This window comes from Dyadobacter flavalbus, from assembly GCF_006149045.1.
In the GTDB taxonomy this organism is placed as follows: Bacteria; Bacteroidota; Bacteroidia; order Cytophagales; family Spirosomataceae; genus Dyadobacter; species Dyadobacter flavalbus.
This window is the reverse complement of sequence record NZ_VBSN01000049.1, coordinates 104,196-117,162: the sequence shown is the minus strand read 5'-3', so window position 1 is coordinate 117,162 and position 12,967 is coordinate 104,196. Positions and strand designations below refer to the sequence as shown.

General features: G+C 46.0%; 10 protein-coding genes. 4 read left to right on the top strand and 6 right to left on the bottom strand.

Annotated elements, in window-relative coordinates; genetic code table 11:
• Positions 1 to 50: 50 nt before the first annotated feature.
• Positions 51 to 1,445, bottom strand: a complete 1,395-nt coding sequence (locus FEM33_RS16450) for a purple acid phosphatase family protein (RefSeq protein WP_139013093.1) — start codon at positions 1,443 to 1,445, stop codon at positions 51 to 53.
• Between the two features lie 236 nt (positions 1,446 to 1,681).
• Here FEM33_RS16450 and FEM33_RS16445 point away from each other — a divergent pair, with 236 nt between their 5' ends.
• A complete protein-coding gene (locus FEM33_RS16445; protein WP_229214277.1) occupies positions 1,682 to 2,056 on the top strand; it encodes a hypothetical protein in 375 nt (124 codons plus the stop codon).
• A 291-nt stretch (positions 2,057 to 2,347) separates the two neighbouring features.
• A complete protein-coding gene (locus FEM33_RS16440; protein ID WP_139013092.1) occupies positions 2,348 to 3,484 on the top strand; it encodes a metallophosphoesterase family protein in 1,137 nt (378 codons plus the stop codon).
• Positions 3,485 to 3,676: 192 nt separating this feature from the next.
• Here the strand turns inward: FEM33_RS16440 and FEM33_RS16435 are convergent, their stop codons facing one another.
• Both FEM33_RS16435 and FEM33_RS16430 read right to left on the bottom strand, forming a co-directional pair.
• Complete coding sequence (locus tag FEM33_RS16435; protein ID WP_139013091.1) at positions 3,677 to 4,627, bottom strand: aldo/keto reductase; 951 nt, start codon at positions 4,625 to 4,627, stop codon at positions 3,677 to 3,679.
• 403 nt (positions 4,628 to 5,030) lie between these two features.
• Positions 5,031 to 6,287, bottom strand: coding sequence for a M14 family zinc carboxypeptidase (locus FEM33_RS16430; protein WP_139013090.1), 1,257 nt, complete (start codon positions 6,285 to 6,287; stop codon positions 5,031 to 5,033).
• A gap of 610 nt (positions 6,288 to 6,897) precedes the next feature.
• Here FEM33_RS16430 and FEM33_RS16425 point away from each other — a divergent pair.
• Entirely contained in the window at positions 6,898 to 9,639 is a 2,742-nt protein-coding gene (locus FEM33_RS16425) for a PQQ-dependent sugar dehydrogenase (protein WP_229214276.1), read from the top strand.
• Positions 9,640 to 10,111: 472 nt separating this feature from the next.
• On the opposite strand, the gene FEM33_RS16420 is transcribed toward FEM33_RS16425, so the two are convergent.
• Positions 10,112 to 10,480, bottom strand: a complete 369-nt coding sequence (locus FEM33_RS16420) for a hypothetical protein (RefSeq protein ID WP_139013089.1) — start codon at positions 10,478 to 10,480, stop codon at positions 10,112 to 10,114.
• A 63-nt stretch (positions 10,481 to 10,543) separates the two neighbouring features.
• Positions 10,544 to 11,518 (bottom strand): hypothetical protein, encoded by a 975-nt coding sequence (locus tag FEM33_RS16415; protein ID WP_139013088.1) that lies wholly within the window; start codon positions 11,516 to 11,518, stop codon positions 10,544 to 10,546.
• A 287-nt stretch (positions 11,519 to 11,805) separates the two neighbouring features.
• On the opposite strand from FEM33_RS16415, the gene FEM33_RS16410 reads away from it, so the two are divergent.
• Positions 11,806 to 12,489, top strand: coding sequence for an MCP four helix bundle domain-containing protein (locus tag FEM33_RS16410; protein ID WP_139013087.1), 684 nt, complete (start codon positions 11,806 to 11,808; stop codon positions 12,487 to 12,489).
• Between the two features lie 57 nt (positions 12,490 to 12,546).
• Here FEM33_RS16410 and FEM33_RS16405 read toward each other — a convergent pair whose 3' ends face one another.
• Positions 12,547 to 12,957, bottom strand: coding sequence for a response regulator (locus tag FEM33_RS16405; RefSeq protein WP_139013086.1), 411 nt, complete (start codon positions 12,955 to 12,957; stop codon positions 12,547 to 12,549).
• Positions 12,958 to 12,967 lie beyond the last annotated feature (10 nt).

Sequence of the window (12,967 nt, the reverse complement as noted above, 5' to 3'; positions counted from 1 at the left end):
AATGCAAGATGTGTTTTTGTAAGATGCGGGTTGAATGAATGCTCCGGCGGTTATTTCAGGTTTTTTCTTTGTTTGTATCTCTGGAAGCGTTCGTTGTATTCTTTCAGCTCTGCTTCTTTGAAGCGTTTCTGCAGTTCTTTGGGAAGATCAAGGCGTTCCTGCATTTGCAGTGAGCCGGAAAGTTCCACGAGTGTATTGCGGCCGTTTTTGTCTTTTAACAGGTCGAAGGCATCGTAAGTGTCGCCGTTAACGGTAAATGCCTTGAAAGATAACTTGTTTTCGTCTATGTGCACGGTCTGGTAAAGCTGCGTGTTGGAAGCGGCACGGTCCATCCAGTTTTCGAGGCCGAGCGCGTACATTTTTGGGCCGCTTACCGAAACTACATAGATGGGGCCGTCCGGTTTTTTCCTGCTTTGTCCCAGCGGCATATTTATACCCCGGGCATACGTATGGTCGTGTCCCTGAAGAACAAGATCAACGTGATACTGTTTATAAAGCGGTTCCATTTTTGCCCGCCAGTGATCGTTGTCGCGGCCGTTGGCAGTGGAATAAATCGGGTGATGATGGAAAACAATGGTCCAGCGGTTTGGATTTTCCCTTGCGGTTTTTTCAAACCAGGCCGCTTGTTTTTCCATCACTTCGGGATCGGATATGGCTTCCTGCGAGTTCAGTGAAATGAATCTTATGCCCTGGTAATCCATGTAATAAGTCGTTTCCGTCAAGCCTTCCGGTCCGTTTTCCGGCAGTGCAAACTGCGGCCGCCAGTGCCGGGACAAAATTCCTTTCTGGTTTTCACCTTTAAAATATTCATGGTTGCCGGGCACTGCAAGGCTGGGGATCATTCCGTTTACCCAGCCGCCGGCTTCAAACCATTCGCCCCATTCGTAATCCGCATTGGCCCGGTTGATCAGATCGCCGGCATGGATCATGAAATCGGCATCCGGAAGGGCGGAATATGCCCCGCGTACCGTCCTTGACCACAGCGAGCGAATGTCATTCTGTGCATCACCGAAGTAAAGAAAAGAAACGGGTTCGGTTTTATCCGAAGCCGTTTTGAAATGAAACCATTCACTCCAGTACGTGCCGTCGCCAACTCTGTAAATATACTGCGTTGCGGGTTTAAGGTCGGTTAAAGCAGCTTCATGGTAACTGATTTTCCTGCCATCCATCGTGACGTGCTGCGTCAGAGCATTTACAATTCGTGCATTTTCCTGAAAATCAGGCGAAGGATCGGCTTCATGAACGGCCACAACTGCATGGGTCACCGTAGAGTCCGTCCGCCAGTTTACGGCCTGCGTACGGGAAGCATCCCCTTTGAATCCCAGAATAATGCGGTCGGGAAAACGCGAGGCCGGGTAGGCTTTGTTCACCTGTGCAGACACAACTGCGGGAACCAGACTAATCAGTAACAGAACAAGAGCAAAGGGCTTTATGCCGGGGTGCATGATGACGGAATAAATGGTTTGAAAGACAATGTTACAGGAATAGCAGGCGCTTCTGACAAAATCCGTGTTAAGAAAATGTAAAGCGTGTCAGGATTTCTGATAACAGTAATTTAATATTCATTCTTGGATAAAGGAATACATTTGTGTCCGACAGATTGCACAATTCATGTATTTGTATAAATTTGGAAACGAATGCGGTTCCTTATTTATGTAACATTTTAATCCTTTTTGACCAAATGATGAAAGCAAAGTACTTGTTGACAATGATCGTTGCAATGGCCATGATTTCCATTGCTGCACAAAGTGTGATGATAGCCGATGAGCTGTTGGGTACCTGGAAGTACACGATTTCCAATGTGCCGCCGGAATACGAATCCGGGTATATGACCTTTGAGCAAAAAGATAACAAAATGGTGGGGTACATGGGACAAACCGACAAGAAAGAAATGAAGGAACTCACTGTTGATCAGGGAAAAGTTTCTTTTGCAACCGATTTCGAAGGCGGATTGATCAAGTACAGCCTGACGCAAAAAGGGGATTCGCTCAGCGGTTCCGTTTCAACGCAGTACGGAGATTTCCCGATTGTGGCTGTGAAGGAAGCGAAAAAATAATCCGTTCCGAATTCATCCGGAAATACGCTGTAAGGTATGTTTTCTGACGCAATATGGCTGCCACATGTGCAGCCATATTGCATTAGCAGCAAGCCGATTAAGATTCTTCCGGATTGGAAAAAGCAAATCCCGCCCAAGACGCACCTTACATGTTATTTTCACTTCTCACATTTCACTTCTTACATTCCCATTTTCCTGAATTTTGTTAAAGGCAGCCTATTCTTCTATATTTCGCAGGATTGGTGCAGGAATTGCTGTTGACCGAAACATTACAGAAATTGATAATCAGGTATGTCAGACAAGGTTCAGAAATATAATATCCCGGTACTGAAAAAGAACCAGCCGGATGAAAATTACAAGTTCAGAATGGCACCGGAGCCCAGCGGTACCTATCCGTTTCATCTGAACCTGCAGGATGTTCAGCCAACCGGAAACCTGGAAAAAAAGATGGTATTCCATATGCTGGGCGATACCGGAAGCATCCATCATGCTGATTTCCTGCGTGAGGTTGCGGCTGAAATGGTCAGGCAGTTTGAAAATTCGGAAAGCGATGAAGACAAGCCAGGATTTCTGTACCATCTGGGTGATATCGTTTATAATCATGGCGAGGCGACACAATATGCAAGGCAATTTTTCGAACCGTTTGAGAATTATCCGTCTTCCATATTTGCGATTGCCGGCAACCATGACAGTGACGTCAATCCGGACAGTTCCGAGCCATACGACAGTCTGAGCGCATTCAAAGCCGTTTTTTGTGATACCGAGCCAAGGACCGTGCCGTTCAGCGGAAATTCCCGCAGGAAAAGTATGATCCAGCCCAATGTATTCTGGACACTTGAAACGCCTTTGGCTACTATAATCGGACCTCACAGCAATGTGCCTAAATACGGCATCATTACTGCTGAGCAGCGAAACTGGCTGGTGGAAGAATTAAAGGCCGCCCGGCAGGAATTGCCCCGAAAAGCGCTGATCATTTGTCTGCACCATGCGCCTTATTCCGCCGATATCAACCACGGTTCCAGCCTGCCGATGATTGAAATGCTGGAAGGTGTTTTTGAAGAAACCGGAATTCGCCCGGATATTGTATTCAGCGGGCATGTGCATAATTACCAAAGGTTTATCAAAAAATACGCAGACGGAAAAGAAATTCCTTTTGTTGTAGCCGGAGCAGGTGGGTATGATGGCTTGCACGAAATAGTTCACATAAACGATGAAAATTTTTATACCGAGAATCCTTTGCTGAAAGACGTAACACTGGAATGCTTTTGCGATAACCAGCACGGTTTTCTGAAAATTAGCATCGAGAAAAAGGATAACAGACTTACACTCACCGGTTCGTATTACGCCATTTCCCATCACATTGATGTCGGTAACGAAGAGGAGCGAATTTCGTCTTTATGGGACCGTTTTGAAATTGAAATAAACTGAATCAAGGACGGCGATATTCCGGTTTTCACCCCATAGAAATCAGCTGATACACTTCATGTATATCAGCTGATTTTTGTTAAATGTAAATTTTGTGATTAGAAAGATTAGAAATTGTCGCTTTCTGTATGCTGCTTTCTATCAAAATATTATCATTTTAAAGCCAACAGCTAAAAGCTAATAGCCAACAGCCATTTAATACGCACTCGCTTCGTCCAGTTTTTCAATGGCGGCATCTTCCAGTGTAATCGTTGCGGCCTGCATCAGTTCGTGAAGCTGTTCAAGACTGGTGGCGCTGGCAATAGGCGCGGCAACAGCCGGATGTGCCATGAGCCAGGCCAGCGATATGGTTGCCGGAGTAACATTATATTCTGCAGCAAGCTCGTCGAGTGCAGCCAGGATTCTGAAACCTCTGTCATTCAGGTATTTTTCAACCATGCCGCTTCTTTTGCTGCCCTGAAGATCGTCTTTTGAGCGGTATTTTCCGGTCAGAAACCCGCTTGCCAACGAAAAATAGCTGATTACGCTGAGGTTAATTCCCATGGTGAACGGAGCAATTTCTTCCTCGAAAACCTGTCTGTCGAACAGGTTGAATTCCGGCTGGAAAGTCTGGTAACTTGGCATTTCGTGCTTAAGACTGAATTTGATCGCTTCTTCAAGCCGCGGAATCTCAAAGTTTGAAACCCCTATAATCCTCACTTTACCTTCCTGAATGAGCTGGTCATAAGCTTCCATCGTTTCTTCGACCGGCGTTTCAGGGTCGTCGTAATGCGATTGGTAAAGGTCAATGTAATCGGTTTGCAGCCTTTGCAGCGAAGTTTCCACCTGGGAAATAATGTATTTCCTGCTTAATCCTTTCTGGCCGGGACCCATTTCACCGCCTACTTTGGTAGCAAGCACAACTTTGTCTCTTTTACCGCTTTTTCTGAACCATTTTCCGATTGCCGTCTCCGATTCTCCGCCTTTGTTGCCCGGAACCCACACCGAATATACATCGGCCGTATCGATGGCATTAAAACCTGCATCCACAAAAGCGTCCAGCAATTCAAACGTTTTGTTATCATCAATCGTCCAGCCAAACACGTTTCCACCGAAAACCAATGGCGCAATTTCAATATCCGAGCTTCCTAACTTTCTTTTTTCCATAACTTTATGCTTTTGCTGATTTCGTTCTGTTTGTCCAGGATGTCCAAACGTCGATCCCTTATTTTATATAAAACACTTTGTTTAATGCTGATAAACTTTTACAATCCGGCAAATGAATCGTACTTTTTATAAAACCGGTAAATAATTGTCCGTGAATTGTATCCTGTAAATTTCAATGCCATTTTCAATGCTGTTGGCGTGAAAAATAACCGTGCCGGATGTCGTGGATTTTCTGAAAGAAACGGAAAATGTTGAGCAGGGCTAAACCGGTAAATTATACTGTGCCAAAGAAATAAGTCGTGGATTTTCACAGGGCCCCATAAATAAAAAACCGGCAAAGCGCACGCAACGCGCAGCCTGCCGATTTTATAATGAAAACAATGTACTCGCCTGTGATCGTGGCTTACGGATTTTCAAAATAATCGTAAAATACTTTCGGCAGCATGCCTCCGAGGGAAATCCAGTCTGCTGCAAGCGGCGCCTTTTTCAATCCTTCCACCCATTCGTAATTCAGCTCGTATACGGCAGCTTCAATACCGAACCGCTCCATGAATCCTTCACCGAGCGTACCCGGGTTCCGGAACCCGGGCCGCGTGGAGCCTTCCGTGAACCAGGTGTGTTTTCTTAAAAGCATTTCCAGCTTTTCCATGTTCGCCAGATAAGCGCGAATGTCGCCGTCCGGACGGCTTATATGCAGATTCCCGCCTGCGTCATTATGCAGGTCGAGGCCCAAATCGGGTTTCCTGTTTTCAGCGATCATCCTGCGCATCCATTTTTCGAGATAATAATTTTCAGGAGCAATCAGTGAGTCGGCTTCTTTGTCCCATTTGCGGTTGAGGTCGTAGCCGTTGCTGTTGAAACGTGTTTTTCCGCGTGCAACGCCATCCTTGTTGGCCATAGGCAAAATGTACACACAATATCTTTTCAGCCAGGTTTTTGACTGCTCGTCATTCTGAATCAAACGCTGCACCAGTCCCTCGACGGTCCAGTTACCGCCGGATTCAAACGCATGCGCCCGCGCCCTGAGAAAAATCCGTTTAGGCGCTTTCTCATTCCCGATCCTGATGATTTCCAGTGAGCGTCCTTCGGAAGTTTTACCGATCTGGGTTACCGCAACGAGTTTACTAGTTTTTATATCAGTCAGAAATTTGGCCAGATCGCTGATCCGGTAGGGTTCCACGCCGGCAAAGTAAGCGTTTGGGCCGGTCATTTTCAGCCTGATCTGCAGACGATTGCCCGGCAGCAGCTCGGCGGGACGGCTTTCCCATGTTTTATTGTCGAAGGAAATTACATAAGGCGTATGTTTGGAAACCTGGCTTGCATGCGTGTTGTTCCAGATGTTGTCAAAATTCTGAAGAATAATCGTAACGTCTGTTCCTGCCGGTGCTTCTACCTTGAAATGCCAGTGGCCGTTGGCGCGGTTTTGTGAAAACCGTTCATGATCGTAAACCAGACTGGCGATGATCCTTCCGGCCGAATCGATTTCCCAGTTCATGGGCGAAGCATTTTCGAAGCCGGTATTGACAAAAACCTTCGGCGCAACAAGGCTGTCCGTTTTTAGGTTTTGCTCGGCAGTGCAGGCTTTTACTGCTTTGGAATAACCGAAATTGATTGAAATGAAAAGGACAAGAAACGTGCGCAAAAATGCATTACTGTTCATGAGTTGTCAATTTTTAATTATAAAATCAGAAAGGATAATCCGGATTTGCCTGATACGGTGCGGTTTGAGGCAGCATTGCCTGCCGTTTATGCCTGAATGCCAATGTGAAATCGGATTCGGATAAATCCGCGGAGGATCATGATTGAAAGGTGCCGCAAATGCCTTTTCATTCCTCTGGAGAAACTGCTGTAAAGTTTCACTTTCATGATGCATGGCCGTAAGGTAAAACATTGCAGAAAGTGTTGAAACAGGGTTTTATACTAAAATCTGGCCGTTTTGGAGATTATAACATAAGAATCCGGTTTTTGTATTCTACTGTTTTGTGCACGCCGGCGTTTCCGGCAATTTTTGATAAAACCGGATTGTAAAAGATGATATTCGGATAGTCCGGAATAAGAGGTGGAAGCTGTTCACAGGTGAGAAATGAAGTTTTTTCAATCCTGCAAACGGTGAAATCGATTGTTCAGGCGACTCCGTTGCCAAAAATCCAAATTACGGATAAGGGCAGATTTGCCGAGTTCCGGAGTCTGCAAGCCTGTTTTTGATTACTTAGTAAAATCTATTGAATAGATGCTTTTATAAAGTAAAATCAATTTTTTAAGTGTATCAGGTGGAAAAAATCAGATCTTTTATCGGACTTCTGCTGATCGGCACGTGCTACATTGCTACTGTTTCAAGGTATGAAAAGCCGTTGTTCAGAGCTGTGGATCATGGATGGCAGGCAGAAATTCAGCAGAATAATTCGGGTTCAGGTCATACTGCCGCTTTGGGCAAAGGACCGGATTCGAGCCGGTTTACATACAGTACACTGGTTTCCGGGCTGGACGAGCCGATGGAAATGGCTGTTTTACCCAATTACGACATTGTTGTAGCAGAAAGGAAAGGAGCCGTCCGCTACTTTGATAACAGCACGAAAGAGCTGTCCACCATTTCGCAGTTCAATGTTTTCAGCGGGATTGAGGACGGTCTGCTGGGCGTAGCTGCTGACCCTGATTTTAAAAACAATAACTGGATATACTTTTACTACGGCGTTGCGGGGGACAAAAATGTAAGTCATCTGACACGTTTTGAGCTGAAAGACCGGAAAATAATCCAGTCATCCGGAAAAGTATTGCTGGAAGTTCCCACGCAGCGCCAGTACTGCTGTCATTCAGCCGGTTACATTACTTTTGATTCGGACGGTCTTTTATATCTGTCAATTGGTGACAACACGAATGCGGAGGAAATTGAAGGCCACAATCCGACTGATGAAAGGCCCGGAAGGGAACTGGCGGATGATCAGGCTGCAACGGCAAACAGCAATGACCTGCGCGGCAAAATATTGCGCATCCGCCCCGAGGCAGACGGAACTTACAGTATTCCGGATGGCAATCTGTTTCCAAAAGACGGATCAGTCGGCCGGCCCGAAATCTTTGCAATGGGTCTGCGGAACCCGTTCAGGATTTCGGTTGACCCCAAAACTAAATACGTATACTGGGGAGATGTAGGCCCGGACACCGAAATTGCAGCCAGCGAAGGAAAACTGAGCTACGATGAAATTAATCAGGCACGGAAGCCGGGCTTTTTCGGATATCCCTATTTTCTGGGAGACAATGAAGTGTTTCCGGATTATGATTTTGAAACCAAGAAGGAAGGCCCGGGGAAAGATCCGAAACGTCCGATTAACGATTCGCCCAATAATACCGGTGTTAAAGAACTGCCGCCGGCGCAGCCTGCCTTTATCTGGTATGGAAAAGGACCTTCCGGAAAATGGCCGGAAGTAGGAAAAGGCGGTGCCAGCGCCATGGCCGGTCCGGTTTATTACAGCGACCTTTACCCGGACGCCCCGTACAAACTGCCCGGATATTACCATGGAAAGCTGTTTATTTTTGACTGGATACGAAAATGGATCATGGCTGTCACGCTGGATAAAGACGGGAATTATGTGAGTATGGAGCCTTTTTTGCCGCAGCTTAAAGTAGTGGCTCCGATGGACATGCAAATTGCTCCCGATGGTGCTGTTTACCTTTTGGCTTACGGAACCAACTGGTTTGCCAGAAATACGGATTCGGGAATTATCCGGGTCGAGTATTCGGAAGGGAACCGCAACCCGGTTGCTTCGCTGAAAATTGAAAAGACGATTGGCGCAGCGCCGTTGACTGTTGCACTTTCAGCCGGAGATTCCAGGGATTATGATGCCGGCGACAAGCTTTCGTATGTCTGGAAAATCGGGACCAGATCAGTGGCCGGAAAAGACATCAAGCATACTTTCACCAAGCCGGGCGTTTACAATGTCGTACTTACGGTTGCGGATCAGCACGGCGGAAAAGGAACGGCAACGACTCAGGTGAAAGTAGGCAATACGCCGCCCGACGTGATTATTGAAACCAAAGCGAACCGCAGTTTTTACTGGGACAATGCCACACTGGACTACAATATCAAGGTGACGGACAAGGAAGACGGGAAAATTGACCCGGAAAAAATCAAAGTTAGCTTTGATTACCTGCCTTTCGGGAAAGATCTTGCGGGTGCACTTACTGCTGGCGGTGAAACGGATCTCCGGTTTGCCGGCACAGCAAAGTTGTATGCTTCGCTGGATTGCAAAGCCTGCCATACGATCGAAACCAAATCCATTGGCCCGGCACTGAAGGATGTAGCCAAAAGGTACGCAGGCAAGGAAGGTGCGGAAGCAATGCTCGGCCGGAAGATCATTACAGGCGGCAGCGGCAACTGGGGCTCTTACCCGATGCCGCCGCACGCGGACCTTTCTGAAAAAGATGCTAGGGAAATTGCCGGCTATATTTTATCCCTGGGAACGGAGCAGGAAAAAACGCCGCTTGCCGGCAGTATTGCGCTTACGGAACATATCGGAAAGGGAAATGAAGGCGCTTACATTCTGCAGGCTTCCTACGCCGATAAAGGCGCAAACGGTATTGAACCTTTAAAAACCGGCCGTCATATCGTGCTCCGAAATCCTTTGATACAACTGGAAGATTATCATGAAGGCAATGTGAGTGTCGTGCCCGCAACCCGGAACACGGGCTATATTTCGTACATCGCCAGCATTACGGACGGGAAATTTACCCGTTTCCACGCCATTGATCTCAACCGGATCAAGGCCATCCGCCTGCGTGTCCAGGAGCAGGGTGCCGGCGGGATCATTGAAGTAAGGCAGGATGCAAAAGACGGCGCTTTGCTCGGCAGCCTACATGTGGCAGCAGGAAAAGTAACCGATCCCAAAACGGACTGGAAAGAGCTTCTGCTGCCACTTCGTGCTGCAACGGGAATGCATGATTTATTTTTTGTATTCAGAAATGAAAATCAAAAAGGCCCTTTGTTCCATGTAGACTGGATGTATTTTGAAAATCAGTAATGAACTGTTGAAAAAGACAACATACTTTTGATCAATTATTCCAGATCCAATCAAGATTATTCTGAACCTTGAACTGAATGTCGGGCTGCCGGGCGCTTGTCTTCTCGTATGGAACAGCTTTCTGGTTTGTGAAAAGTAAAAAGTAAAAAGTGAAAAGTGAAAAGTGAAATGTAAAAAGTAAAAAGTAAATAGTGAAAAGTGAGTGGTTAAGGGTTTGATAAAGGAGGGGTTTACGAACAGGTTATGAACTTATTGGTTAAGGGTTTGATGGCAATTTTATATCGCTGATGTGATCAGACAAAAAACAATGTACACGACAATCAGGGCAAAGGCGCAGAGCATTGCAGAAAGTAATTCTTCACCCGGTCTCTTCTCATGATGTTCTGTTACTGTCCTTTTCATGATCTGTTCTTGTTTTTAATCATCCAACCTGTCTTTCACTTCTCACATTTTACATTTCACATTTCACAACTTATATCTTCCTGTCATCCATTTCCGTCATTCCGGACCAGAATTGCTGAACAAACAGGCGTTCTTGTCTTGATATGCCGTCCTGCGCCTTTGCTGCACGTCTTAGTATGTTGAAAAACCTTTTTCTGGACATTTCATTGAAAGCTGACAACTTTTTGGCTGGTTCCTGTTTCGGGGCAACATTCAGTATTTGTCCGGATAAAATTGTATTCTCCTGAATGAAATTGGCGTACACCGACAATTCGGAATCTTTTTCGCTGGTGTAATGCAGTTTGATGTCAGGGGTTTCTTCATTTTGGAAAATACCTTCCATCCGTGAAAGGGCGCTTGCAATTGCTGCTGATTTCAGGTCGATTTGAGGCGAATACATTGAATTTCTTTTTACGAGTTAAAACATGTCCGGTGCTGCAGTGCACACGTGTTAAAAAACTTTTCAGGCAAAAGAACTGGCTGCCAGCTGGTGAAAAACCTGTTCATCAAGCTTGTAGCGGTCATTGAGCGTGAGACTGCTGCGGGCATTGAAAAGTGCGTGATTCACAGCATTGTACATAAGCCAGTAAGACGGGCTGGAACCCAGCAGACGTTCTTCAAGCCGCAAGCGCTCCTGTGCCTGTTTGGCAAGCTGAACCGGGATCGGCAGTGCTTTCAGCAGATTTTCATCAGCCTTTGTTACAGGTTTCCTTTGAAAATGCTCATAAACAGTGGCCGTAAGCGTGGGCTTTGTTTCCTTCTGAGCAACAAGTATGTCGTATAGCTGCTCCTTAAACAATTCAGGCGTCAGGCGGCTGTGATGAATCTTGCGGATCTTCGGGTCTTTCTGAACCTGCCGGATCAGCGGACGGCTTTTCGGCGCCTGCTTTTTTGCTTTTCCCTGTTTTCCCTGTAGCAACCATTGGCGGTAAGCCGGCAACTCGACAAATATATCCGCCCAGCCCATCAAGCCGTTTTTGCAAATATCCCTGTACATGCTGCTGCCAGGTACAAAGTCATCGTCCAGCATGGTCGTCATGGTTTGTCCCTGTATGCTGAACGGCGTTTTTCCATTGTAGCTGTTGGTCAGGATCATGCTTCGCTGAAGGCGTTCACCGCCGATTGAAAGTTCCTGAGGAAATATAATGCTGATGCTGAATTCGCCTGTCGTGGTGTGTTTGATCTGCAGGGAGTAATCTGAAAACAGTTTGTCAACTACTTCGCGGATCAGTATGTTGGGAATAATGGCGTAATCGGCGCTCTGGATGCCAAAAACCGTTTTTCTTCCGTGATGAGGTTCCCCGACAATCAGCTGCTGGCGATCCGTAGCCATAATGTCATAATCAGGCAGGATGTCGGCAAGCCAAACCGGATGAACCGGATAACAGATGTCATCCCAGGAATTACTGAGTTGCGGCTGAGCACTTATATAGGTCATACCTTTGTTTTCTAATTTTTACAGTTGTAAATTTACAATTATAAAGATAATTAACAAACTTTATGGAAGAAAGAGTGAAAGCAGGCCGAAAGTATCCGTGCCCGGGCCGGTTACTTTATTCCCGGTTTTCACCGTTCGGATCTTTTCCCGTTTGCATAAACATCAAACAGCTGTTGGCAGTCAGCTTGAAGCTTTTAATATGATGTTCACTTGTTTATGAAGTTGTTATAAAATTTATTAACCTGATTCAGTATCAATCCATTACTCTTTTTAAATGAACCGAAGCTATGAAATGGTCTTACTTCATCCGTCAGAAAGTTAAAGCAGCCGCACTGCTGACCGGTATTCTGGTTGTTGTTGCGCTGGCTTCGCTGAGTATGATCCAGGCTATTCAGTACATGGAGCAAAGCATAGAATCGGTGTATGCAGACAGGCTGAAGCCGGCTGTGGACCTTGTCCATCTGAGCGAACTTTTTCACCGCAAAAGGCTGCTGATGCAAAGTTTTCTGACCGGACAGTCTCCCTTAATGATTCAGGAGCTGAAAATGGAGCTTGTAAAAGACAATGCGCAAAGCGACAGCCTGATCAGCAGTTTTGAAAAGACCCGGCTGATCGGTGCAGAGGAAGAAAAACTGGATGTGTTCAAGGCGGATATGACGGCGTATGTAAAGCTGGAAAATTCGGTTCTGCAGCTGGAACAAACCAGCAGGCGTAAAGAGGCCATTGTGCTGTTTGAAAACCAGGGCGGGAAAATTTTTCAGGATGGCGTTTCCACACTGCACGCCATTGCAGACATTCAGTCGGATATCGGAAGAAAAGCCGTCAAGAGCGCACATCGCCAGGCGGCCGGCGGATTCATTATTTTCATGCTGCTCATTGCTGTATGTGTGGTTGTCGGACTGGTTATTCTGGGACTGATTAAAAATGAAACGTTGATCGACCGCAAATCAGAGCTGTTCCATTTGAATTAAAGTGCGTATTTGATATCTATTGTTTGGTTATAAATATCTAAATCAAAAATGCAAAGGTCAGTCCGGGACCTTCAAACTGCACCTGTAGTACAAATCTTTTGCATAGGATGAATAGTCAATAAAGCTTTCCGGCTTTACAAGGTAATCCGAAGCACCCATCTGAAGACATTTTTCCATTACTGACTTTATGGAGGAAGTGGAAGTAATTACAACAGGAATATGGGCATAGTGTTCATTTTCCCTGATTTCGGCAAGAATATCATAGCCGTTTTTGCCCGGCATGTTCAGGTCTGACAAAATAAGATCGGGCAAAGCCTCGGCTGGCTTGCCCGAAAGCCATTCGAACAATGTATTTCCGTTTTTTACATCGCCGATGATATCAAACAAACCGGACTCATTAAAAGACTCCTTCATAAAGAACAGCTCGTCCTCATCATTTTCCACAATCAATATCCTGTATTTTCGCATATTCCAAATC

Excerpts from the sequence above, each read along its gene's own strand:
- FEM33_RS16450 (WP_139013093.1), bottom strand. The coding sequence starts at position 1,445 with ATGCACCCCGGCATAAAGCCCTTTGCTCTTGTTCTGTTACTGATTAGT.
- FEM33_RS16445 (WP_229214277.1), top strand. The coding sequence starts at position 1,682 with ATGATGAAAGCAAAGTACTTGTTGACAATGATCGTTGCAATGGCCATG.
- FEM33_RS16440 (WP_139013092.1), top strand. The coding sequence starts at position 2,348 with ATGTCAGACAAGGTTCAGAAATATAATATCCCGGTACTGAAAAAGAAC.
- FEM33_RS16435 (WP_139013091.1), bottom strand. The coding sequence starts at position 4,627 with ATGGAAAAAAGAAAGTTAGGAAGCTCGGATATTGAAATTGCGCCATTG.
- FEM33_RS16430 (WP_139013090.1), bottom strand. The coding sequence starts at position 6,287 with ATGAACAGTAATGCATTTTTGCGCACGTTTCTTGTCCTTTTCATTTCA.
- FEM33_RS16420 (WP_139013089.1), bottom strand. The coding sequence starts at position 10,480 with ATGTATTCGCCTCAAATCGACCTGAAATCAGCAGCAATTGCAAGCGCC.
- FEM33_RS16415 (WP_139013088.1), bottom strand. The coding sequence starts at position 11,518 with ATGACCTATATAAGTGCTCAGCCGCAACTCAGTAATTCCTGGGATGAC.
- FEM33_RS16410 (WP_139013087.1), top strand. The coding sequence starts at position 11,806 with ATGAAATGGTCTTACTTCATCCGTCAGAAAGTTAAAGCAGCCGCACTG.
- FEM33_RS16405 (WP_139013086.1), bottom strand. The coding sequence starts at position 12,957 with ATGCGAAAATACAGGATATTGATTGTGGAAAATGATGAGGACGAGCTG.